The sequence below is a fragment of the Flavobacterium sp. N502540 genome (assembly GCF_025947365.1).
Taxonomy (GTDB): Bacteria; Bacteroidota; Bacteroidia; order Flavobacteriales; family Flavobacteriaceae; genus Flavobacterium.
Window position 1 is genome coordinate 4,700,523 of sequence record NZ_CP110012.1, and the last position, 24,579, is coordinate 4,725,101.

General features: G+C 30.6%; 29 protein-coding genes. 4 read left to right on the forward strand and 25 right to left on the reverse strand.

The annotated features are described in order from the left end of the window. Positions 1-139 precede the first annotated feature (139 nt). The 24 genes from OLM58_RS19635 to OLM58_RS19750 all read right to left on the reverse strand — a co-directional run bounded on the left by OLM58_RS19635 (position 140) and on the right by OLM58_RS19750 (position 19,382). A complete protein-coding gene (locus OLM58_RS19635) occupies positions 140-889 on the reverse strand; it encodes a hypothetical protein (RefSeq protein WP_264530267.1) in 750 nt (249 codons plus the stop codon). A 49-nt stretch (positions 890-938) separates the two neighbouring features. Further along, complete coding sequence (locus OLM58_RS19640) at positions 939-1,700, reverse strand: hypothetical protein (protein ID WP_264530268.1); 762 nt, start codon at positions 1,698-1,700, stop codon at positions 939-941. 60 nt (positions 1,701-1,760) lie between these two features. After that, positions 1,761-2,690, reverse strand: a complete 930-nt coding sequence (locus tag OLM58_RS19645) for a hypothetical protein (RefSeq protein WP_264530269.1) — start codon at positions 2,688-2,690, stop codon at positions 1,761-1,763. Between the two features lie 132 nt (positions 2,691-2,822). Then, complete coding sequence (locus OLM58_RS19650) at positions 2,823-3,854, reverse strand: oxidoreductase (RefSeq protein WP_264530270.1); 1,032 nt, start codon at positions 3,852-3,854, stop codon at positions 2,823-2,825. 68 nt (positions 3,855-3,922) lie between these two features. Then, entirely contained in the window at positions 3,923-4,372 is a 450-nt protein-coding gene (locus tag OLM58_RS19655; protein WP_264530271.1) for a hypothetical protein, read from the reverse strand. A gap of 5 nt (positions 4,373-4,377) precedes the next feature. Continuing rightward, the gene (locus OLM58_RS19660; protein WP_264530272.1) at positions 4,378-5,376 is read right to left on the reverse strand and encodes a hypothetical protein; all 999 of its coding nucleotides are present in this window, start codon (positions 5,374-5,376) and stop codon (positions 4,378-4,380) included. A gap of 6 nt (positions 5,377-5,382) precedes the next feature. Further along, on the reverse strand, positions 5,383-5,676 hold the full coding sequence (locus OLM58_RS19665) for a hypothetical protein (protein WP_264530273.1): 294 nt from the start codon (positions 5,674-5,676) through the stop codon (positions 5,383-5,385). A gap of 32 nt (positions 5,677-5,708) precedes the next feature. Then, positions 5,709-6,122 carry a hypothetical protein gene (locus tag OLM58_RS19670; RefSeq protein WP_264530274.1) on the reverse strand — a complete coding sequence of 138 codons (414 nt, stop codon included), beginning with the start codon at positions 6,120-6,122 and terminating at the stop codon, positions 5,709-5,711. Between the two features lie 50 nt (positions 6,123-6,172). Further along, on the reverse strand, positions 6,173-6,973 hold the full coding sequence (locus OLM58_RS19675; protein ID WP_264530275.1) for a hypothetical protein: 801 nt from the start codon (positions 6,971-6,973) through the stop codon (positions 6,173-6,175). Positions 6,974-6,975: 2 nt separating this feature from the next. Further along, a complete protein-coding gene (locus OLM58_RS19680; protein WP_264530276.1) occupies positions 6,976-7,938 on the reverse strand; it encodes a hypothetical protein in 963 nt (320 codons plus the stop codon). Positions 7,939-7,983: 45 nt separating this feature from the next. Beyond that, the gene (locus OLM58_RS19685) at positions 7,984-8,691 is read right to left on the reverse strand and encodes a hypothetical protein (RefSeq protein ID WP_264530277.1); all 708 of its coding nucleotides are present in this window, start codon (positions 8,689-8,691) and stop codon (positions 7,984-7,986) included. 57 nt (positions 8,692-8,748) lie between these two features. After that, entirely contained in the window at positions 8,749-9,348 is a 600-nt protein-coding gene (locus OLM58_RS19690; protein WP_264530278.1) for a hypothetical protein, read from the reverse strand. An 82-nt stretch (positions 9,349-9,430) separates the two neighbouring features. Beyond that, a complete protein-coding gene (locus OLM58_RS19695; protein WP_264530279.1) occupies positions 9,431-10,162 on the reverse strand; it encodes a YARHG domain-containing protein in 732 nt (243 codons plus the stop codon). A gap of 340 nt (positions 10,163-10,502) precedes the next feature. Beyond that, complete coding sequence (locus tag OLM58_RS19700; RefSeq protein WP_264530280.1) at positions 10,503-11,258, reverse strand: carboxypeptidase-like regulatory domain-containing protein; 756 nt, start codon at positions 11,256-11,258, stop codon at positions 10,503-10,505. A 38-nt stretch (positions 11,259-11,296) separates the two neighbouring features. Next, positions 11,297-11,758 carry a hypothetical protein gene (locus tag OLM58_RS19705; protein WP_264530281.1) on the reverse strand — a complete coding sequence of 154 codons (462 nt, stop codon included), beginning with the start codon at positions 11,756-11,758 and terminating at the stop codon, positions 11,297-11,299. 74 nt (positions 11,759-11,832) lie between these two features. Next, entirely contained in the window at positions 11,833-12,411 is a 579-nt protein-coding gene (locus OLM58_RS19710; protein ID WP_264530282.1) for a TlpA family protein disulfide reductase, read from the reverse strand. 35 nt (positions 12,412-12,446) lie between these two features. Next, positions 12,447-13,187 carry a hypothetical protein gene (locus OLM58_RS19715; RefSeq protein ID WP_264530283.1) on the reverse strand — a complete coding sequence of 247 codons (741 nt, stop codon included), beginning with the start codon at positions 13,185-13,187 and terminating at the stop codon, positions 12,447-12,449. Between the two features lie 30 nt (positions 13,188-13,217). After that, positions 13,218-14,360 carry a hypothetical protein gene (locus tag OLM58_RS19720; protein WP_264530284.1) on the reverse strand — a complete coding sequence of 381 codons (1,143 nt, stop codon included), beginning with the start codon at positions 14,358-14,360 and terminating at the stop codon, positions 13,218-13,220. A gap of 51 nt (positions 14,361-14,411) precedes the next feature. Beyond that, complete coding sequence (locus OLM58_RS19725) at positions 14,412-15,113, reverse strand: M949_RS01915 family surface polysaccharide biosynthesis protein (protein WP_264530285.1); 702 nt, start codon at positions 15,111-15,113, stop codon at positions 14,412-14,414. 11 nt (positions 15,114-15,124) lie between these two features. Beyond that, positions 15,125-15,433: a hypothetical protein gene (locus OLM58_RS19730; protein ID WP_264530286.1), complete on the reverse strand. Its 309-nt coding sequence runs from the start codon at positions 15,431-15,433 to the stop codon at positions 15,125-15,127. 2 nt (positions 15,434-15,435) lie between these two features. Next, complete coding sequence (locus OLM58_RS19735) at positions 15,436-16,047, reverse strand: hypothetical protein (RefSeq protein ID WP_264530287.1); 612 nt, start codon at positions 16,045-16,047, stop codon at positions 15,436-15,438. Between the two features lie 148 nt (positions 16,048-16,195). Beyond that, on the reverse strand, positions 16,196-16,462 hold the full coding sequence (locus OLM58_RS19740) for a hypothetical protein (RefSeq protein WP_264530288.1): 267 nt from the start codon (positions 16,460-16,462) through the stop codon (positions 16,196-16,198). 212 nt (positions 16,463-16,674) lie between these two features. Further along, positions 16,675-18,603: a histidine kinase gene (locus tag OLM58_RS19745; RefSeq protein WP_264530289.1), complete on the reverse strand. Its 1,929-nt coding sequence runs from the start codon at positions 18,601-18,603 to the stop codon at positions 16,675-16,677. Then, positions 18,603-19,382, reverse strand: coding sequence for a LytR/AlgR family response regulator transcription factor (locus OLM58_RS19750; RefSeq protein WP_264530290.1), 780 nt, complete (start codon positions 19,380-19,382; stop codon positions 18,603-18,605). Before OLM58_RS19750 ends, OLM58_RS19745 begins: the two co-directional genes overlap by 1 nt. A gap of 226 nt (positions 19,383-19,608) precedes the next feature. On the opposite strand from OLM58_RS19750, the gene OLM58_RS19755 reads away from it, so the two are divergent. The 4 genes from OLM58_RS19755 (at position 19,609) to OLM58_RS19770 (ending at position 23,718) form a co-directional block, all read left to right on the forward strand. Continuing rightward, entirely contained in the window at positions 19,609-20,352 is a 744-nt protein-coding gene (locus OLM58_RS19755; protein ID WP_264530291.1) for a hypothetical protein, read from the forward strand. Between the two features lie 75 nt (positions 20,353-20,427). Continuing rightward, positions 20,428-21,339 (forward strand): hypothetical protein, encoded by a 912-nt coding sequence (locus OLM58_RS19760; protein ID WP_264530292.1) that lies wholly within the window; start codon positions 20,428-20,430, stop codon positions 21,337-21,339. An 813-nt stretch (positions 21,340-22,152) separates the two neighbouring features. Further along, positions 22,153-22,827, forward strand: coding sequence for a hypothetical protein (locus OLM58_RS19765; RefSeq protein WP_264530293.1), 675 nt, complete (start codon positions 22,153-22,155; stop codon positions 22,825-22,827). A gap of 213 nt (positions 22,828-23,040) precedes the next feature. Beyond that, positions 23,041-23,718 (forward strand): hypothetical protein, encoded by a 678-nt coding sequence (locus OLM58_RS19770; RefSeq protein ID WP_264530294.1) that lies wholly within the window; start codon positions 23,041-23,043, stop codon positions 23,716-23,718. Between the two features lie 319 nt (positions 23,719-24,037). Here the strand turns inward: OLM58_RS19770 and OLM58_RS19775 are convergent, their stop codons facing one another. Continuing rightward, positions 24,038-24,529: a DUF6985 domain-containing protein gene (locus OLM58_RS19775; RefSeq protein WP_264530295.1), complete on the reverse strand. Its 492-nt coding sequence runs from the start codon at positions 24,527-24,529 to the stop codon at positions 24,038-24,040. Positions 24,530-24,579 lie beyond the last annotated feature (50 nt).

Sequence of the window (24,579 nt, forward strand, 5' to 3'; positions counted from 1 at the left end):
AATGTATTGTATTCGAAGTCAGACTTGTACCTGTCTCACAGATTCTTCATATTTAGTATGGGCCCCGCCTACCCTTGCAGGGAACAGTAAAAAACTTCAAAGTCGCTTTTTAAATAAAACGTTGACTTCCCACTGGCCTTTATCTTGTTTTAATAATATACAACTCATTAGGGCCATAACTTTTGTGTCTTACAAAAAATGCGACGTCTGCTATTTTTTGAAATTTTACAGGCAATTGGTAGACACTCATATTCAATTCATAGTCCCATTTTTCATATTTATTCGAAAAAAAATTTTGAGCAAATACTTCCTCTATTTTGAGTTTTAAGATTTCAGTTTTCATTCTCAAATCAATATATGCAGTTCCTTCCCATGTTATATTTCTGCCAGAACCAGTGGGGCTGCCATATCCTCTAAAAGGATTCCAGTTATAGCAATATCTCTCTTTTGAAAAATATCGAACATCGACCATTTTATTATTGTAAAGAAGAATTTCTTCTAATTTTATGCAATGTTCAAATTGTTTTTGTTGTTCATTTTCTTCTGCAGATTCCGTTTTTGAAAGCAAAGCTCCACTCCTATCAAATATATAAGTGCAATTGCTTATTGCAGCTTCATCTTTTTGTTCATCATAATATTGATGTTTTAATGGAAGAATGAATTTATGGTTTATAGTATCAAAATTTATATTTCCGGATACTACATCTTGCAGAATAACTGTTGAAACCGGAACAAGAACATAATTTTTGGCAGCAATGCCTTCTTGGTAGTTTTTGTAGGTCGCATCATAGCGCATTTTATAATACATTATTGATACTTTGTTGGTTACAAAAAGTATTATAAAAGGCATAAAAATCAATAATAGTATGATTGTGATTTTTTTTGTCATATTAGGTAAGTCGAAAGTTTAAGAGCCAAATAAAATACAGCTGTCTGTATTAATTGGGACCATCTATTATTGGCTTCGGATCTAATTTAAATTTATTGGTTTTTACATTAAATTTAATGGTTAAATAACCGCCCATTCTTCCAATATCGTTCCAGACAATCAACTCTTTTTTCTTATTATCGGTTATTTCAACGTTATCGAAAATTATAGTTCTTATGTTACCGGTCAAAGTTTCTATTTTTGAAAAATCAATTATTTGAAAAACAGTATTGTCTTTTTTATTGATAATTTTCAGTTTGTCCATTTGTGCCTGATCGTGATTGCTCTTTTTGGAATATAAACCAATAAAATAGAATTCTGTTAAGGAACCCGCCTGCAAAATTTCAATATTATTAAATTCATTTTCTTCTATTTGATCAATTAAAATAGAGGTATTGGTTAATTGTAACGATAAATGCTGATTTGTCGAAAGATTCGTCCAAACTCCAACACATTTCTCTTTAGAGAATTCAAACTCAAATGTAGCGGTGTATTTTTCATTACTGATTTCATATAATAAAACTTTATTCTTCTTAAAATCAATTACACCTTCAAGTCTGATTGGGTTGTTATAGTTGTCATATTTATAAACTCCAATAAGATTGAAGCTTTTTTTGTTTTTTTCTCCAAAATAGCCTTCCTTAATTTGGAAGGAAAGAGAAATAGGATATTTATCAATTTTACCTTTGTAGCTAAAACATTCGTACCAGCCTGCATAGGTTTTTGTTACGATCATTATAAATATCAAAATTGCGAATATTGGTTTCTTCATGTTCCTTTTTTTATTTTCTTTGACTTTGCAGATTGGTACAGCAGACGCTAAAAGTTCTACTTAGCAGTAATTTTTCTTAATTTCGTCTACACTTCTATTGAATTTGTCAAAAACTATTTGTTCTTCTATATCATTACGCGGTTTCCATTTTTTAATGGTTGTAATTTTATTCTTGCTTTTATAAGTTTGACTTGAAATTAATCTGTCTTTCATAGGGTCTCTAAAATTAATCTCTGCTTTTGTATTCAAATACTTCTCTACCATTTTGGGCATTTCCAAAAAGTATTTTGTTTCATTATTAACATCAATTATTTTACTTTGAGGGTCTTTTGGAAATAGTTTATTTAACCACCATTGTTTTTCGTATTTTGTATAAATAGGGACTACATTCAAATAAAGCATATAACCTTCATAATATTCTATAAAATCACTATTCACAGTGTAATTATAATAGATAATAGTATCAATAGATTGCCAACTTATAAAACAACTCTTCTCAAATAATGGCATTTCTATAGTAATTCCCTGATCATCAGAAAACAGTTTATCTTGTCTTTTCTCTATTTCTCTTTGTTGTTTTTCGGAAATTGAAAATCCAAACAACAAACCATAAATTAAAATTAATGGTAAAAAAGCAAATGCAGAAACGGTTATCCAGCCTAATAAATCAACATCCCATTTTAGTTTAATGGCCAAAAACAGCACTAAAAACCCTATTATTGAAAATATCGAAAGTGGTAAAATAAAAAATACTAAACGTGAATGTTTCATCATCCATCTCTCCGATTGTATCATTTTTTCGCCATTAACCCATCTTGAAATGTTTTCTTTAAAAATAATTGATCCCGAAACGACAACAAAAACAATAGGAATTACGTATAAACCGAATGATTTATACCCGCTTTTGATATAAAAAGAGATTATGGTTAAACTCAATACTAGTATAAGAATACCGATTAACTTAGCAATTTTTTTTTCATTTAAATTCATACAACTTTTTCATCATAAGTTTTTTTTTCAATGAAACTCTGTTTGCCATTCCAATTTTGCTTTTGTTTCGAATAAATAATAAAGGCTTCTATAATGATCTACTCCATTCTATCGGACATTCCAATAGTATTGTTAATGACGATTGTCACATTGAAGAAAAATCTCTTCATTTGATTGGTCAATAACTGAAATTGACGGGCATCCGAAAGAAATATATTCAAAACCAAAAACAACAAGGGGTTTATTTTTAAAAAGTTTTCCTGTCCATTGATTAATTTCGTTGTCCCCCTCTTCATAATTCAAAGGAGCGGGAGAGGTACCTTCGCTTTGACAGTAAAACTTTTCAATAATGATATCGTTAGTTTTAGAATCGGTCACTAAAAGACGTCTGGCATAAATTGTTTTATTAGCATCTAAATATTCTTGTAAAAAATAGTGATAATCCGTTGTTTTAAACGAGTAAGCAGTGCCAGTCAGCTTGTTTTTTAACAAAGTACGATCTTCTCTTTTCATTGGTCTTGACGGATATTCTTTACCCGCAATTTTTTTCCAGACAATTGGCTTTAAACCTACTTTCGAAAATGGATTTTCTTTACCCACATATACTAATGCATCTCTAAAATATTCACTAAAACCATTTAAGTGTTTCTTATTGATTTCAAATCCAATCATAAAATCATAATTGTGATAAGGCCAATCTCCTTCTGAAGAATATACATTTAACATCGCAGCGGTCTTTAGGTTTTTCACGGCAAGCGAAACCAATTTGTGCCTCGCATAATCGAATATAAAGACAGAATCGCTTTCGGATATATTTGTTTTAGATAAAAATCTTTTTCTGTAATTTTTATCAAAGGTAAAATACTGAGCATCGTGTTTTCCTAATTTTTCTATGTTAGGTAAAACAAGTGTATCTTTTTCGTCATTTACAGGATAAATATCCGAAAGAGAAATAAAAGCAACATCACTACTGTCTTTTGGCATTAAAGTAAACAAATTGATGCTTTCTTTTTTAGGAGTTTGCTCTTCTCCTTTTTGTGTGGAATCGTTTTCAACCTGATTATGTTGAGCTAAACCCGATTGGGCACTTTTAGGATTCTCTTTTTTATTGCAGGAAAAAATCAAAAGCAGTAAGCTTGCAGACAGAAGGTGTGTTATTTTCATTTTAATTATGTTTTTGTTTTTTTAAGATCAAATTTATAAAAGTTCTTTTTAGAGCTATGCTTCCATTGTCATGTTTTACTTATTCTTGAAATATAATTAATCGAGAATATTGTAGCAATAGATAGAGTTAAAACAGGCAAAATAGAAAGGGAAAAAGTGCAGAAAAATTCTTCTTTAAAAGTATAAGTACTCCATGACGATTCACGTTCAACAAAAACGGTGTAATTCCAGAAACCCCAGATCGAGGATAATAGCAGCAGCTCGATTGTATTTTTTAAATATATCTTTTTGAGAAGAGAAAGCAGTAGAAATACTATTGTTAAGAAAACACTTGTCAGCAGCGATATAAAATAAACATCTTCAATAAAAGAGCAATCTATACATCCACTTGACATTCTTTCAGAAAATTCCCCCATAGACCAGTAAATCTCGATAAAGGTACCTGCAAAAAATAGCAACGCCATAAATAGTGTTTTCTTCAAAACCCGGATTATCTTATTTTGGAATATTTGTTTCATTAATTTTATGGTTTCTGAGGATATAAATCTCTTAAAGGAATAACGATACCGTTTTTAGAAATTTCGCATTTAGAATAGGCATTTTTACTGAGCTTGAACGTCAAGGTAGTCGCTTCTAAAGCATCGGTTTTATTTAGTTTTCTGAAGGCATTTAAAATTTCAATCGGACTCAATGCATATTGAATATTATATTCTTTTTTGTTTTTATTTTTCCAATAAATGTAAAATGTTCTTGGAATATTCCGAGCCACAGCTGTATCATTATCGGTCGCGATTTCTATTTTTTCGTCTATAAAAGAATAGGCGTAAACACTTGTCAATACATCTTGTTCTTCCATTTCAATCTTCAAAAACCATTTGTATTGATCTTGAAGTAAATCTGAAAAATCGGTAATATTCTCAATACTTTCAAAACCATTATATTTTCCTCCTAAAGATTTTTCATAAACCAGCATATTCAAATTTCCTGTCGTTTCTTTGGCCTTAAACGTTGCTACAAGTTGGGTTTCGGCATTTTCTTCTTCATTTTTAATTATTTTCAGCTGAATTTTACCTTTTGGATGAATTTCTAAAATTAAAACAGGAATATTCGTCTTTTCTTTAACCCAATCTTTCATTTTTTGATAAGGAAGCGGAGTGCTAAGCCGATAAAATTTACGCTCGTCGATAGAGAAATATTTCAAATTTAAAGAATCGGGCAGAAGTTCTTTTTCCCAGATTTTAAAATCAACAGAATTCTCACTTTTAGCACTTGTTAGTTCTTTTGAATCATAATCAATACCGCTTTCAGAATTGTTGAAATTATTAGAAAAAACGGCTTCTATAATTTTGATGGCATTTGAATGTTCTGACGAAGAATCTTCTGCCACACTATGAATTTCGGCTTTCCAAAACAGCTTATCGTGCTCTCTATTTTGAAATCTTACGGCAAAATTGAGAATAACTAATACTCCGAGAATTACAGCTAAGAAAATGTTGATATAATCTAATGTTGTTTTTTTCATACTCTTTTAGTGTTGATATGCTCCTCCTAAAGCCATTAAAAAAGACAATACCACAAATAGAATAATGGAAACAACGAAAAGAAATATCGAAAAATATCTGAATTCTTTTTTATACGTCATCTCTTTCACAAAAAACAAAAGTAAAAGCGAAATTAAAGGCACTATAAAGAAAACTACAGGCATCAGAAAACCAGCATATTCAGATGATGGCACTATCAAATTGGTGTATTCTATATAAATGTAGAGCAGTATTTCTATGCAAAACAACAGAAAAACTGTAATAAAGGGATTGCTTTTCATTGATTAGTTCGCGTTTGGATATAGAAATTTCATTATTCTGATTTTATAAACGACAAATATTTTTCATCGCATTGTGTAAAATGTTCATATTCATTCATCGAGTTTCCATAATTCTGGATTTGGATTTTATTTTCGCTGTACATTCCTCCCATTTTTCCAAAAGTGAGATAGAGAACATTATCGCTTTTTTGCTTTTTAAGTTTACCTTTTGCAATTATTTTATTCTTATCAAAAACTAAAAACAAATACGCTCCCGCTTTCTTCTCAATTTTAATCTTAAATCTCGAATTTTCGCAAGATGTCAAAACATAAACACCCGTAATTTCGGGATCGCTATTATCTCTAAATATATTTTTCGTTTGATTTATACTTTTAAAGCTGACTAATGATAAAAATGCTACCATCACTATTGCACTAAATGTTAACTTTTGGGTTAGTTTTTTCATTTCTAATTGTTTTTTTATTTTTCAAAAAAATAGCTTTAACTCTCTTTTTATCAATACGAAACAATGTTGTAATTTTTATCAATCTTAAAATATTTTGTTTCCTCACCTCCTATCCTGCCAATTTCTTTATAAGATAAAAACCCGTTTTGATTCGCTTTAAGCAAGAGAAAACATTCTGAGTCTGCTCTTGAAACAGAAACAATTAATGTGGTTGAATGAATATCGTTTTTAATAAAAAAACATTTATATTTTTCTCCTTCATACCCAATTGAAACTAAATATTCTTCGGTTACAGCCGTAGGATGATAACTGTTTTCAATTGGATTGGGTAAATTATTTATGTACTCTTTTAAATCAAATGGAACATTCATTAATTGATAAGGCTCATCATCGGCTACGAATGCTATTTCTTCTGAATTTGCTTGTTTCGCAACACTTTTGGGATACACTTTAAGTCCGATTTCTAAAAGCTTTTCTCTCAATAAGGAGTTGTTATCATTTAAGATATTTCCTTGATTCTTATTCAAATGAATACTGCTCAAGTTTTTATTTTGGTCACTTTCAAAAAGGTAGGTTTCAAAATATTCGCCTTCGATTTTTTCGTCAATATATTGTGTGATTTCAAATTTTATTTCAACCGAATTGGTGTTGATTTTTCTTGAAATTTCGTCATAAATCATTGCACATCCCGAACCACAGTCGATGGTAAATGATTCTTTGTTTGCAGTATTACTTTGATTCTGGACAACAGTATTTTTTAAATTCTCTTTTGAAACATTTTCCTCATTATTACTTTTACAACCCAACAAAGCAAGCTGTAAAAAAATCGAAAGAAGTATCTTTTTTTTCATTGTTATCTGTTAATTTGAAAATCATCAATTTTCCAGCCGTTTTTTTGTTTTACCAAAGCAAAAATAGCACTGTACTTTTCTGCTTTTTTGTCTTTAAAAGTAATTTCCCAATCTTCATTAATAGTAACTTTTTCTCCAAAACTACCACTGCCACCCAGAGCTTTTATACTTACAATGTTCTGATATAAAATCAAATCTCTTTCGATTTTCTTTATCATTTTTTCCGTACAGTATTCTTTTGCCGTTTCAATTTGCTGCTGTGCCATTGCATAACGAAAATAATCAGCAGTACCATTTGCACTTAATTTAGAAATAAAACCAACCGAATTTTCATCTTTAATTAATTCGCACACAATCGTACCATTCTCGCTCATAATGGTTACAATTCCGTCTTGGTATTTTACTGTAATTATTGCTTCTTCATTATTTTCTTTCTTGCTGTATTCTGTGCGCTTTATGATTTTGACGACTCTGTTTTGGTTATCATATTCGTTGGTAATGCTTTCGGTGCGGTTATAATTTTCGCCCACAAAATATTTTTTTTCGTACCCTAACACAAAACATTTTGAATTGTAAACTGTTTTTATTTCTTTCCGAACCTCATAACTTCCAAATTCTAAATAGGTTTCAATCATGGTGTTGTCTTTATACACATATTTTGCACGCTCTTTCTTAGTGTATGAAGTCGTATCTTCTTTCTGAATTTTTTCCCAATCTTTTTTATAGGAGAAAAAACTATTCAAATCGTTTTTTTTGTAAACAACACCATCAATTTTTTCAATAAGAGTGTCTTTATTTTTAAAATTTAAAAATTTATTGGTTTTGAAAACTTCGTAAGCAGTTGTCGAAAGTTTTTCTTTTTTTGAAGGAGAATACACTTCTGAAATCACCAGTGGTTCTGGATTATCCTGCGCATTGCATCTCATCAAAGAGGATAAAAGCATAAAAAGTAAAATGTTTTTCATAAACATTATGTTCATTTTTTAGTAGTTTTTCTTTCTGTTAAGTCTTTAGTCTATAAAATTCTCATACTCATTTGTAGTCAAGACCAAACTCCTAAATGGATAAATAGAATTCTTGTCCTCCTCATTGTACTCCTTCGTAATGTTATACACATTCTTTCCATTAATTCTGTTCTCTCCAAGTCCAGTAAAATAAAATGCTGTTGTCCCATTTTTTCTATTTGAGCGAAATAAAACCATTGTCCTTTTGTGCTTGGCTGAATAGTAAATTACATGATTCGTAGTTTCTTCCATTAATTTAAAATCCCCTGAAATTTTTTGTTCTTTGTCAACACAGCCATGTTCGTGCTCCATAAATTGGATGTTCTTTGGGAATATTAATTTGTCACCAAGTTTCAAGTTAAAACTAATGTCAGTAGAATAACAGTCCGGTGCTCCGCAATCAGGTCCGTGTACATTAAACGATATATTCACAGCAACGCTGTCATTGAAAATTGTCGCCACATTCCTTATATACATTTCCTGAAGAAAGCTTTCTTTCAATATTTTATTTTTCTTTCCTTTTAAAATTTTATTCCGAAGGGAGTCTTGATGTTTTTCCCAATTAATAGAGTCTTTCTGGGGCGTTTTGTTATTTACCTTTTCCACTTTCACTAAAACAGCTGAATTATTAGCACTGTCCAACGAAGTTGCATTCCGGGATATTTTAGTTTGTTCGATTTGCTTTCCACAGGAATACAAAACTAATATTGTCAAAATTATAAGTATTTGTCTCATTCTTAAAATTACTGGTAACGTTAGCCGTTCGGTTTTTTAGTATAAATCGTTTTCAAATGGCTCTACATCTTGTATTTTTGGTAGCGGTCTTATTACTACTTTTGTTGTAGATTTACTTTCGATTTCATCAGTACCGACTTTTTCCATTTTTTCATACCTTAATCCTGTTGAAAGATTAAAATCTATTATTCGAATTATTTGTGGATTTTCTAAATAGGTTGCAGAATAACCAATTAATTCAAAATTTCCGTTTTGAAACCTAAATTTGTGTTCTAAATGCCCCCGTAAAAGCCCATAATTTACAATAACAATGTTTTTTTTTATGGTAATATTTTCTAGACTATTTCCAGTTAAAAATCCGTTTCTACCATTTGGATATTGAGGAGCAATAATTTTTCTCGAAGTTGCAATAGTTTTATAATCCCCATTTGAATTGGCAAAAAATATTTCTAATTTAAATGGTGTAATTTCGTTTACAGTATCCTGCATAACTACTACTTTATCATCTAATTTATCATTATTCAAATCGCCTTTAACCTCTGTTATTTTAAAATTAAAATTTTCTTTTAGATTTATCGTTTGTGAATTCGCAAAGAACTGAATTAAAATAAAATTCATTAACAATAATCTTTTCATATTTTTTTTAAGTATTTTGTTTTAAGCTGACGGCTAACTAATCAATTGCATTCCCGAAAAGCCTTTATTTATGTAAGTTTCTTTATCCTGCGACTGCCAATCTGATAAATTTCAGTTTGTTATTTTTAAATTCAAATTGCCAATTATACATAAATTCATTTTCGGAATGATAGTCTGTAAATTCGTCAAAATTTTCAATAATTTCAGAATGAGTCATGTAGTTGTAATAGATATTTATCTTTTCTTCATTTATTGAAATTTCATAAACAATTTTCACAAAACCATTGTCTGTCGTGGTACTATTGAGCCCTTTATTTTTATAATAGTTTATATCGTCAAGATTGATTTTATTTAAAACCTCTTTAAGCGATTTCGGTTCATCATCTCCAGTCTGATTTTCGTAGAAAAAATTAAATTTAGATTTAAGTTCTTCTTTATTGCCTGTTAAAACAAGGTTTTTAAAAACTTTTAACTGATTGGTTAATTCAGCTTGTTTTGCTTTGAGTAACTTTGTTATGTCTTGAAAAAATTTTATGTTTTGTTTTTCGATTTCATTAAATACGATGCTTTTGTTGTCATTCTTTGCTTTGTACCACGCCTTCCCAGCAAAGTAATCTTCAAATCTGCCTCTTTCAAATTGATACCCTTTTCTTGCAAATATTTCATTTGTTAAAAGTCGGATTTCGTCAATGCACAAACCATTGATTTGTTTTTGTGTGATTATTTTTGTCGAGCAACTCGAGCAATCTTTTAGTACTTGAGCTGTTGTTTTAAAGCAGCAAAATACCAATAGTATAAATAATATTTTTTTCATTTTAGTTCCTTTTTTAAATGATAAATAAGGCAATAACAAATTACAGGAACAGCTGTAAATACGACTATCATCATTGACGAAAATTGAAACAAGAACTCTCCAAACTCTTTGCTTTCGCTAAAGCACCAAACTTCATTACCCTAAATATCAACTCTATTACTGTTCTTCTTATAAAATTACAATAGTTTCTATTTTCAATACAAATTTGAAAATTAAAAGGGCACAAATTTTAGTCGATATAAATTCGCCTCAAATGATTCGATATTCGCGAAGCTCTTTTTTAAATCCGTTTTTTTTCTCTTTTTATATGCTATATACTAAATAGTAGTTATTATCTTTTTTATCTGAATGGTTTTGTTATTTTTCGCCATATTCTTTCGGCAAAACTTATTCTTTTTCTTGTTACTATAAATTCAGTTAATTTAGCTTCCCGCCCTACTAAAACAATTACACCTAAATCTGTACTGTTACTTTCAGTACTTATTTCAATTTCTTTTTGTTCAAATCCAATAGCTCCTATTGATAGTATTATTTTTTCATTTTCAAGGCCTGGCAAATATTTCATTTGAAAATCACCATTCTCATTTGTTACAGTTCCCGTTTTAGTTCCTTTAATTATTATATAGGCATAAGCATCGGTTAGGTTTTTTTTTGCGATCGAATCATAATATTCAACTTTACCGCTTATTAAAATTGAATCGTTACCTATTTTAACTTGTTCTGTACATTCTTCATTCTTCTCTTTGTCATTGTAAACTTTGTTTAAACAATATTTTTCAATTTCTTTGTTTTCTTTGTTTTCTGAATTTGCTAATGAAGTTGTTGCCATTAAAGTAGTCAATCCAACACTTAAAGGGATGTTTTTTTTTGATTGTTTAATTTTTGCCAGTTGTTCAGGTAAATAAAAACCACACGTAGATTCATTGGTTTCAGCCATTTTAAAAGCAATATCAGTAAAAGACATTTTTGAAAAATCGATGATTGTCTTATTGCATCTCTGACATAAACGTCCGATTTCATTCGGTTGCATTTCGTCCCAATACATATCACATTTCTTTAATCTTTTTAGACTATTCTTAAAATTTTCTAATTCCATTTCGATTTATTTTTTGAAACAACAATTAATTTTTGCGCTTATTTTATTTTGGCATAAATTTTTCCTTTCCAAAACATTAGCTTTTCTGGATTTTCGGGATGGTCAAACTTCATATCAAACTGGGCTTTTAAGATGTCTTTTTGCATCACTTTTTTGTCCATTTTTATATTACCTTCCTTACATAGATAGGTATATTTTCCGCCAGCAATACTATTCAGCTCAATTCTTGGATTTCTGATGACATTATTGACAATATAAAAACGTAACGAACAATGGGTTGCCGCATTTGCCATGGTATAACACTCAATCGTGTCTTTATGCAATCGTTTTGCTGTTATTTCGGTAGCGCCCGCATATTCGTAACACCAGGCCTCACATTTTAAACTGTGTTTTCGTGAAAAAGAAAAATCGCCATCCAGATTTCCGACCCATTGTATCTCGAAATCTTTGAAAGAAAATAGGCCAAAAACAAGACTGAATAAAAGGATTGTATATTTCATTTTGAAAATGTTGGGCTTAAAGTTTTCGGGAACATTTTGATGCTTTGCGTTCAGGCATGACGTTAAACCTTTTATTAGCGGGAGTTCTTTATACGCTCTAATTTTTCTATTAATTCATAACTGTTTCCGCCTCCACAAGAAGAATGAATTACTTTTCCATTTGAGTTAATAAGAATTTTAGCCGGACTACAATACATATTATAATTTAAAATTTCAGGTTTGTTTTGCGATTTTGTATTGTCAATTTGCTCAAATAAAATTTTAGAATTTTTCAAATATTCATTCAGTACGTTTTCGTTTTCAACATAGCCCTCAATTATACCTACAAACTCGATTTTGCCTTTATATGCCTTATAAATTTCATTTAATTCTTTAGTCATATCATAAGTATCGCTCATTTTTAAATAGGACTTGTCATAAATGAATACCACCAAATTTTTGTTTTTAAAATATTGAGAATTAAACAGTTTACCACTTAAAGTTTTCGCAGAAAAATGCTTTGGTGTTGCATTCATAAAAAAATCAATTTGATTTTTTCTCAATTCCTGAGCTTGCTTTTGAAGTTCTTTTAAATTATTCTCCTCTTGTTCTTTTTTGTTCTGACAAGAAATCAGAAATGGCAAAATAGCTAGTAGTGCTAAAATTCTATTCATCCTAAATTTATAATTATGGTTATTGACTGAAACTTTTATTTAAATTCATTAAGTTCATCATTGCCCAAATCGTATTCATACAGTTTATGATTTTCGGTATCGTAATACAGCCATTGAAAAATATTGGTCCGATTTTCAAATTCATAACCAATTCCCATAACTGTAAAATCTCTATTTTCTCTTTTTCGATTTTCTATCGAATAATTTATTTGTTCTTTACTTTTGAGATGAAGTTGCAAAAGTTTGTTTTTTGAGTTGGCAATGTAATATTCTGTCACTAAATAGATATCGTCTAAAAAACCCTGCGAGTAATTTTCCTGCTCACTCCAATGATATTTAAATTCTGTTTTCTGCTCTTTTCTCAACTTAGAAACATTGCCATCTTTAATTTTATTAACCGAAACCAACCAATCCTCAAGCATTGGCGTCTCTCCATCACCTGCAATATAAATGGTGTCTTTTTTCCATTGAATTTCACAAATATCGCCTCTTAACAAACTCCGGTCCTCATTTTTATCATTAACAAAACCGTATGATTCATCTCCTTTTTTTACTTGAATATACGAATAGTCTCCGTCGTCATTGTAGGCTACAAATTCAAAAACATCCTTAAAAATTTCTTCTTTAGTCTGGACAATTTTAAGATCAGTTTGTTTTGTTTTGGATTGATTTGTTTTTTTTATCTCGACTGTATTTTTTGTTTTATTTTCGCAAGATTGCAGAACGAAACTTAAAAAAGTTATCATTGATAAAAATAATGTTCGGTTATTTTTCATTGTTTTTCTTTTGATTGTGGGCGGAAGTTTTTATTTTACAAACATTCCCGAAAACAACATTTTTTTGTCAAAATTCAATGTTGTTTTGTAAGGTCCATTTTTTATTTCAATGTAGTTAGCGAATTTTAAACTTTCATAATCAATTATTGAGTTTTTGTCAAATAATTTGACCACATCTTCGAATTTCATACCTGTTTTCAATCCGTTTTCAAATGAAATTTCAACCTTCCTAAAATCGTTTATAGCATATCCCATAATTTGGTTTTCTTTCCTGTTTTCAGGATTCTTTTTACTTGCAGATAAATAAAAATAGAAATCATGATATTCATTTTGATACATAATTTCATTTACATTTCCTGTACTTCCATCAATTTCTACCATCCGTTCAAAATTTTTGTTGGTTTGAGATTGCACAAAATCGTCTTCGGTTGATTTTCCCACAATTAAATTGTTTAGATTCCAATTTTTATCGATTTTTATGATGGGTTTGTTTTTAGTATCTTCGGGTTTTGTTGCGTTTTTCATCAATTCTTGGGTGTATTTCTCGTTGTCGCAACCTCCAAAATCAAGAAGTCCGTTAAAAGTATCCCAATAACACGTTTTAGATAAATTGGTGTTGTTTAAAATGATGAGTCTGTCATAATCGGGCGCAAAAAAAATATATTTGTTTTCCTTTTTCAGGTTCCAATATAAACCATTATCTGTATTTGGATTTTTTGTACCCTTGCCATATTTTAACTCAATTTTCTTTAAAATTTCCGATTTTAAACCCGGAGTTTTCATTTCTATTCTCAGTCCGTAAATTTTATTCTCGGCATTAAAATTTTGTAACGTATTCGATAATTCGTTTTCATTTTTGATTGGTTTTAAATCAATATGAGCACCACCAAATCTTGAAATACTGTCTGTTTTGAGTTTTTCGGCGTTTATTTGAAAGATGATTTTTTGTCCTTCCAGATCAATTCCTTCAAAACTATATTTTTCAGATTTTTTTACTTCAATTAATAAACAGAACGGATATTCTACAGTTTCAACACCAATACGTAAATTGTCATTAAAATCTATCACATTTTTTATTGGTTCGTTTAGATTTAATTTTAGTACATCTATTTTCTTTTGTCCGTTGCAAGAAATCATTAAGGGTAAAATGGCAAGTAGTAAAAGTTGTTTCATAAAATAAGCCGAAAGGTTAAAAAAATCAATATTAATCAAAATATTGAAAAATCAGTTAATTATATTTTTATTCCATAAGTTGATTGCAAAGTTTCTAAAAACTTTTGGGCTTTTTTCAAATGCTGTATCAAATTTATAATTGCCGCCTTCAAATGTTTTTTCTCCGTTATCGTCAATTCCTACTTGAACCTTGCTTTCTCCGCGCATGGCAAATTTTTGTTTTCCTTCATACATGATAATTTTCATTTCGCAAGGACTCACATCGCCATGGCATACAATTTTGTACATTAACCAAATTTCGGCAATTTCGTTATGGTCTAAATCAGTAATTTTAAAGGTGTTTTTTACAAATGACGCCACAATATCAACCGGACAATCATCGATGTAATCATATACTTTCCAAGTTTGAATTACCTGGTTGTTTTTTACTAAAAAATGATACCCAAATAATTCTGCATCACCACTTTCGTCATATTCATGCTGAAATTTTTCATTTCTGCGGCTTCCTGTTTCTGTAGTGATTACAATATTATCTCCTAATTGATCTTTCCATCGAACGGCATTTTTTATGAATCCTTCATATTTTAATGATTTTGGAAATTGTGAAGAATCAATATCAATTATTTGTAAATTTTCCTTTTTCGGCTCAATTGATTTTTCATTTTCAAGTTCTATTCTAAGCTGTTTTGTTTCCTGCTTGCAACCAATAAAACTTGCACTCGATAGTATTAAAATTAGAATTCGTTTTTTCATTTTTAATTGGGTTAAAAAATTCCGTTAGCATAAACTAAAGCAATGACCAAAATAGTTATAAATAAACTCAAAATCATTGCTGCATTACGCAAATTAGTTTGTTGTTGTTTCTTAAATATGTAAATTTCTACTAGCAGAAATAGTAAAAATACAATTGAAAAAATCAAGCTTAATTCAAAAATCCTATCAATTTCGGCAATAAAACTAAAGCTATCTTGTTGTATGTATTCTGGCAAAGTATAATAAGCTCCGTTGTAAATTATTAGGAGAGCCCCCACTACTATTGCAATTCTGATTAATATGAATTTGTGTGTTTTCATCTCTATATTCCGTCCGCAAAACCCGGATTATTGCATTTAAAGTTTTTTGGGGTTTCAATTTCAATAAATTTCATTTCATTCAAATTTATTTCCCAAAGTTTATGAATGTTTGTCAGAATTGCTTTTGAATTATCCTCATATTCCATTAAATACTTACTTTCTTCTCTATTTTCTAATTTTAAAGTAATTGTTGAATAACATTTTTTTGGATAACTACTTCTGACAATCAGTTCATCTTTTATTACAAAATTTGCTTTTACTTCGTCATAATAATTAATAAATTGCTCTATCGTTATTTTACTTTTTCCATTTCTGCAATTGCCAACTTTTAAAGAATATTCTGAAACTGCATATTTTTCATTTTCGGAATATTCTTCAATCATTGCCCCAAAACATATGTGAAAATTATACTTATTTAATTCTTTCGTTGTTCTTCCTATAAAGGAAATATCCAAACTATCTTTATAAATTACTTGAGCCGTTTGCAAATTTATTTTTCCTGAATTATCACTTTTTGTATTTGGCTTAATTTCTAATTTGCTTTTCTTCTGCAAATTATCATTACAACTTATTAGTAGTTGTCCAATTATAAAAAGATAAATTAGTTTCTTCATTTTAATTAATCTGTTTGTTAATTACGGATTTTTCAAAAATTACCGCCAATTAAATGGCAATAGAGCACAAATTTTAAAAAAGATAATGTTGATCAACCGATATAAATTCGCCCGGAATAATTAAATATTCGTGAAAATTCTTTTGTTTTTATGCCTTTTTTGAGTTTCGAGATTCTAATTCTTTCTCCATTTCTCGATACAATATTTCATTATTTTTAGAATTTTTAATAATTAGGTACCCGATTATTAGAGGAAAGAAAGTAAAAAATCCAAAGCCTTTTTGCACAACGCTATAAATTGCGATTCCAATTGTAAGGCCAATAATTGCGGCATCAACTATTTTATCGGTTTTTAATTTTTTCATTTTCTGCAAAAGCTCTTGATCACTTAATCCTGTAAAGTATTCAGATTTCATATGTCTATTTTTATTATTGATTGTTAAATTTGATCTCCTTTTTTTAGTTTATCTTCAACCGAATACAAATTTTAAAAAAAAGACAATGTAAATGCAGGCCAATATCAATTCGCTTGAAATAATTGAATATTCGTGAAGATTCTTTTTAAATCTGTATTAATTGAATATTTCTGCTTTTTAATTACAGTTCTTTCGACTTTAAAACTTTCGATCTACTTCTGGTTTTTTATGGGAAGTGCCAGTAAAACAACCGTTCCTTTCTCATTCGAAACAATTTCTATATTTGTTTTTATTTTGTTTTCTCGGGCTAAAATCTCCAAACGTTCTCGGGCTATAGCACCTGATAAAGACTGATGATTCATCTCTAAATTCGATTTGTCCTGATACCCTTTTCCGTTATCTGTAATTTTTACCAGCAATTGATTCTCCTTCGCAACAATTTCCAACTTTATAAATCCTTTGTCAGACAGATTTCCAATACCGTGAATGATGGCGTTTTCAACAAAAGGCTGAATCAACATTGGCGGAATTAACAATGCCGATGTATCTGTATCGGGAATTATTATTTCGTAAGCAAACGTATATTCGAAACGCATTTGCTGCAAACTCAGGTAATTTTCTATTGCTTCAATCTCTTGATCGAGCGGAACATCATTTTTTCGGCTTAATTCTAAACTACTTCGAAGTAATTTACTAAACTGACTTAAATATTTTATCGATTTTTCTTTTTCGTCAAATCGGATAAAACTTTGCAATGCCGATAAAGTATTGAAAATAAAATGCGGTTCCATTTGAGTTCTCAGTAATTGCTGTTGCAATAAAATTTTCTCTTTTTCCTGCTTTTGTCTTTTTTGCCTTTGGAAAAAATAAAGCAACAACACCCACGAAACCGCCAAAAGGCCCAATAATCCAACAATAAACAACAACAATTTATTACGTTCCAGACGATTTGTAGCAGAATCAATCGTTTTATTCAATCCGTAAATAGATTTGTCTTTGGCTTGCAGTTCGTAAATCGTCGCCATTTCTTCTGTCGCCTGAATGCCCGAATTTCTCAGAATATTATCTTTTAGTTCTAATACCTGATTCACTTCGTTCTGCGCTTTGAGATTATCGCCTTTAGCCAAATAAAAGTGCATTTTTGCCTTTTTATTCAGGCATTTTTCATAATATGACAAGATTTGAAAATGTTGCTTTTCAATTGTATCAGCCTTTTTAATTAAACTTTCTGCTTCTGGAAACTGTTTGGTTTGCACGTATAAATCGATAAGATTCGCCAAAGTCGTATACAGATTTTTTATTGCAATTGATTTTTCGGGCTCTTCGGTGACCATTTCTGCATCATATTCTTTTACCAAATTATAATGCTGTATCGCTTTATCGTACTGATCGCTTAGCAAATAATAATGTGCTATATGCTCATTAGTAAATCTAATTTGCATCGGATCATTCGTTTGTACCGAAATACTTTTTAGTTTTTTAATATAAAATAAAAGCGAATCTGTCTTGTAAATTTCACTTTCTTCACAGGCCGTAAACAATTGCGAATAAGCTCTGAAGTTGTATTTAAAATTATCTTCGGGCAGTTTTTTTAAAATTTTTAATGCCAATTGGTTTTGCTCCACCGATTTTGGATATTGACTAATTTTGTTATTGTCCTGAGCCGCATTGAGCAAGCAAATCACTTTTGCCATTGGTTTACATTGCAGTGAATCGTCATTCATAATGATCGCCGCCGATTGATTAAAATAATAAACCGATTGGTAGAACTTGCCTTCGTGCTCTGAAATTAATCCGGCACCGTTGTAAATCGTAAATTTAAGCGCATTGAAACCTTTTTCTTTTTCGATTAAATTTAAAGCAATATTAATATGATTTTTGGCACTGTCGATATTGCTTTTAGCCAGATTCTTAGCCAAATTGTAATGTATAAACGCTAAAGTCGAACTTGTTTTTGAGAAATCTTTTTCTTTGAGCTTACCCGACCAAAAAATAAGTTTATCAATTTCCGGATTCTGATCTATGCTATCACTGATTACCACTAATTTTTCGAGCATTTTCTCAGGATGAAGCAATTCTTTTTTGGATTTCTGCTGACAGGAAACTAATAAAATCAGTACAAAGAATACAATTTTGCGCATTATCTCAAAGGATTTAAATGATCTATAACAAACTCTTTTCTGCGGGTCGCAACGGGAATTTCAGCAGCATTTTTCATAACAATTATGCCTGTTTTCATGTATTTGTCAATAAAATTTTTATTCACAATATAGGATTGATGTGTTTTTATAAAAAAGTCATCCGGCAGAATCTCTTCGTAGTATTTTAAAGGTTTCGAAGCGGTTATAATTTTATTATTTTCCTGATGAATTTGAGTATAAGAGCCTTCTCCCGAAAGATATATAATTTCATTCAGCCGAATTATCTGCATGCAATCTAAAGAAGTGATACAAATACTGGAACTCATTTCAATAGTTTTTACAGCACTGTATGCTTTCAAAACATTAATCTGCGTGAGATAATCAGTCTGTTTGACTTTCTTAACTTTTTGTATGGCTGCTGCAAATTCATCGCTGTCAACTGGTTTTAGAAGATAATCTAATGCGCCATACTTGATCGCTTTTATAGCAAAATGATTATAAGCCGTAATAAAAATGATTGGGCAGGAAACCTGTTCTAATTGATTCAATATATCGAAAGCTGTACCATCTGTCAGCTGAATATCCATCAAAATTAAATCAAGTTCTGTGTTTTTTATGATCCGCAATGACTCTTTTACTGAACCCGTCATAGCTTCTAACTTTAAGGATTCTTCTTGTGAAACCAACCATTGTAACTCTTTTCGTATCGCCGGTTCGTCTTCTATAATTAAGGTTCGTATTTTGCTCATATATGAAATAACGGTTAAATAAATTCTCATTCAACAAATGATATTTTGCCTGAATACAATTTAAGCCACGAATATATCATTTTTTATTTCAATGTTTTAATAAGGCAAATCTTGATTTTTATCTTTAAAGGAATACGAATTTAAAAAAGTTACTATCGAATTTCCTCCAACTTTCTCCGAATTTATATTGATTTTGATTTACAATGCTTTTTTTCTAAAATTTGCAGGTAATAATTGCTACTTTTTATCAAAAATTATGGTCTGCAAAAAAATTATATCGGGTGTTTTTTTTAGTTTATTGGTATTTGCTTGTCAAAATAAAAATTCGTTAGACAGCACTTTAAAAAAGAAACCTGTATCAAAAGCAACAAACAAACAGACAACTCCATTGCAATCAGCAGCTTTAAAAAAAGACACTTTAGGCAGCGAAATAACTGAATTTTTAGAGAACTATAATTATGTGATTCAATATGAAGCTGTTGGTTTTCTTAATCAGGATAACTTTAAAGACAAAGTTTTGATTTTGCAAGAAGACGAAGAATACAAATCGCTTGCGCGTATCACCCTTGTTTTATTAGGTAACAAGCAAGGTTTTGAGTTGTATAAAAAAAGTTATACCATCATGCCGCCCGAATATAATGCTGATAATTATAAAAAATTCGATGTGGAGGATGTGGCAATCGAAAACAATAAAATTGTATTTGATTTAAGCGCCGTTGGTCCTAACGGACATATTTCTTTTGAATTTATCTTTCAAAATAATGGTTTACAACTACATGAATTTACCGGGTATTTTATGGGAGCAGGCTCACATACTGAGTATGTTTATAAACCTAAAAACCAAACTGACGGCACGCTCGAAGAAACTACCATTAATACAATGGAAGATGATATGCCCTCAACAACAAAAGCGTATAAAATTAGACTAAAATCACCTGCAGACTTTGAGAATTTCGATTATGATAAGTTTTTAAACGAAATTATTCAGCAGGCCAATTAAGTTTAAAAGTCGTAAAGCTAAAAGAACCAAACTTTGTTCAAAATACTAAAAATAAACACTTTATACATTTATATAATGAAAAACAAACCTGCTTTTAGATTCTTAAAATGCCTTTTTGCATTGCTATCTACTTCGATTATTTTTATTTCCTGTCAGGAAAAATTCAATGGAAAAAATGAGCAGGATTTCAAAATTTCAAGAGAAAAAATAAAAAAAAATCTCGATCAAAACGAAAAAAACAATTTAGAAAAAGCAATGCGGGTTATCGCCTTAGAAGCGATGCGCTTAAAATGGGAAAATCCTGAAAAATACGATAAGAAATCTTTCAACAAAATTTCGTTGGAAATAATTGACGGCCAATCATTTTCTTCAGTTATTACTTTAGCAGAAGACATTTTAAAAGCCCGAAATAAAAAGGAAACTGAAAAATTAACAAATGAAATTGACCGTTTAAATCTTCAAAAAAACGAAATCGAAAATACTAGAAAAACCTTAGATTTATTTAAAATTAGCAGATTGCAATTAAATAAAACGGATTTTTTTGATGAAATGGTCCCCGAATTAGAAATTGATTATCAATATATGGGTAAAAAGAAACTAATTGGCAGTCAAACCATTCAATTTGTCATCCTAAAAAAATCTACCGCTGAAGTCCTTAAATCTGAAATTTATATTCACGGAAATAACGAAAGTATTCTTGAAAACGGAGAAATAATAACCGAACACATTTTATTGAGTCAAACCAAAGAAAGCAATCCTAAACTATGGAATTTTTCAAAATATCCTATTCAGAATCCGAATCTTTCCGATTATAATTTGCTTTTAAAAGCTACTGTATTGAGCTTAGTTTTTAATGGTAAAAAAATTGAAATATCAAAAATAGATGTCACGCAAATAAATGACAAAATTAAAAATAACCATACAAAATTGGCAGAATTAAAATCTGTAAAAGGAACTTTGGATGAATTAGAGTTAACTGACCAATAAAAAGTCAAATTATGCAGTACGAACAGGGGTTTAGACGCTTAAGTTCTAATCCTGCTTTACTCTCATTAAAACATAAATAAAGCTATTTTTCTCCCAAATATATTTTACACTTTTATACTAACCTCCGGATTGATGTGTGTTCTTAAAAATACAGTTCTACAAATGAACAAAATACAGTTATTCGGTTGAAAATTTCGTAAAGGTTTGTCTGTTTTCGTTTCGTTTTATTTTGCTCAAATTCGTACTTTTCTTGTACCTCAAATTTACCAAAATTTGCAGGCAATCCCATAAATCTGCCATCGAGTTGCAGCATCGTTCATTTTACCTTTAGCTTTAGCAGAATATTACAAAAAGCATTACTGTTTTTGCTAAACAAATGTCTCTTATAAGCTGTTAGTTGTACCTACAAACAAAAAAAACTTAATTTATTCAAAATCAAGTATTTATACGCTATCTCATGATTTTATAAAAAAGTAATTTTGAAGAGTAATATTACAAAACAAAAAACTTTCAGTAAGCAAATTTTTACATTACCAAGCGTAATCAGAATACGATATTCTAGAAGAATAAAATAAAAAATACGGATTTATGGTCTTGCTTAATTCGTTTACTGGTAGAAAAAAAACAATGCTGCAGCACCCACTTAAACAAACCTTCCTGTAGAGGTTTTTACTACAGGGGCGGAAACTGAAAAGCCTCATGAGTAGGGCAAATACTTTAGAAACACCAGAAAGTCTGGTGATCTGAAGTTAGTTGTTACAGGTAGTGATAAATTCTTGTAGCAATGATTACAACCCCAAAAACAAATAAACAATGAGCACTATTATTGACAATTTTGAGAAACATGATTATGTTATACTTGAAACACGTGGCGTTACTAATGATGGCACATGGATACATACAGAAGGAAACGATTACATTTTCTATTATAAGTTAGATATGTGGACCCCAGAGCAAAATCAAATAATGGGACAGGCATTCTTAAGAGCCTTGCAAGTTCCTAACAAAATAAAAGATGCTGTGCTGGCCACTTCGGGACAAAAAGTGGTGGATGGTCTTTATACACTGGATCAACCTGCTATGGTAAAAGCTTTGAATTCTATAAGAGGAATGTCACAAACTAATGTAGTTCAAAGAACATTAATTGGTAATGGTACTATACAGCAAGCAAATGAGCAGTTGTTTAACGATATCTTATCTGGTGTAGGGGGTTCAGTAAACCCAATGCGGGACTATCTTAATAGAGCGATGGCGGCAACTCAGGCTGCGGCTGCGGGTAACACAACAGCTCAAAACCTTGGTACAACTATTACGCTTCTGTCCTTAGTACCTGGTCTGAATATACCTACAACGTCTGTTGTATATGCAGTTTCAAAAGCTTCTTCTGCTGCTGTACTGATCAAGCATAAATGCTCTAGCGATTCAACCAAATTTTCTTATAATGTAGACTATACAAAAGTTGGTTATTCCTATGTAGAACCTTTTTAGTTCAACAACAAAACTTTTTCGGAACTCCTGTTTCGTAAAGAGAAATTAATTTGTGTCAGTTTATGCACTTCTTTGAAGGAATACTAAATCTATTCAATGAAAAAGAGTGCATAAAATGGCCAAATTTGTTTTTTCTGTAATCTAAAAACAGTTTTCGAACAAGTTTTTAAATTACAATAAGGATCTTTTCATACACAACAAAAAAACACACCCATGAACAAATCTATACCATATTGCATTACGCCTACCCTGGATCAGGCATGGCTGCACACCTGTAATGAAAATTTACTACTGGCATTGTTACCAAAGGGTACCGATAACAAAATAGAAACAATCCTTTTGGAAGCCTTTAAAAATGCGCTTGTAGTATTCGTTGATATAAGAGCCGCCCTAAAAAAGACATGCCACACAACACCTTTTGTTGGAGGATTATATTTGGTAGACGGCCCCGAAATGCAGCGCGCCATGAATACTATAAATGGAATGGGAGAAACATCTGCGTACTCCAGCACAAAATCGTATAGCGGTACGCCCTCTGCCGTGAATCTACAATTCTTTTCAGATGTACTAGGGATTTCGAGTGACCAACTAAAATACCTGGAATCAAATCTATTAAGATATATGAAAATTATACAAGAAGATGCAAAACGGGCAACAGCAGAAACGATTGGCATTTTAACTTGCGTCGTAGGCTATGTTGAACTAACAGAAACAACCGTGACCACCTTTACTTATGTTACCGCCACCACAACGACCAAAGATCAATTTGACAAAATAGACTGTGAGTGTAATGATTTAGAAAAATTTGACTATGAATATAATGTTGTAAAATTTAACTATTCGCCGGTCAATTCTGTCGCAAATCCGGTAATTGCCAACGAAAATAACTAATTGATTCTATTCCAACGCTGGTAGAGTGTAGTCTTGCTTACCATGCTAACTGGCTGAAGTATCCTTTTTAGATAAAACCATGAGTCTCCTACACAAACACTACGCTGTGCAAAGTCTCATGGCTTTTACTTTTACTTTCTACTGGAACTCCCCAGACCAACCTGTCAGTTTCATTATAAACTTGTACTGGTCTACCAATACAATCATTGATAAGCGCATATTTGCACTCATAGAACAAGAAAACAGAAGAAGATTATAATAAAGCTGTACTAGGACTTATGGAGATTGATACCGTTAATTCAAATGCGTAAGCTTTTTATCACGTTTCAGCAATTCCGCCAACATTCTCTATTTGACCGTTTACAAACTTAAATTCGAGCCCATGTTCTGTGTCTAGTTTGTAGCGAATGGATACTTTAATGGTCTTCTCGTCTAAAATTCTCAGGTACATAATCTCTTTAATGTTTTCATTATGTTTATCCAGGCTGTCAATATTTAATGCCGGTTCTCCTGATTTTTCAGAATCTTCATAAAAATGAGCATATAGTTTTAAATATCTTTCATACGCTTTCTTTTGAATACTCTTCAAATTACTTTCAATATTCGCTATAAAATTTTGATACGTTTCTTCAAATTGCGTCAATTGATTTTCTGTTGGCGATTCTTCCATTTCTTCTCCGTCTTCGTCATATTCTTCTCCTAAAAAAACTTCTACATCCTGTTGGTCAAAAAAGGGATTCGTAAAAGTTACGTCCGAAGAAAATCCTGCCCAGTCTAGTTCTACTTTTCCCCAATATTTATGTGTTGTCATACTTGTTTTTTTATCAGACATCTACCCGATTTACAATTGCCTAAATTATA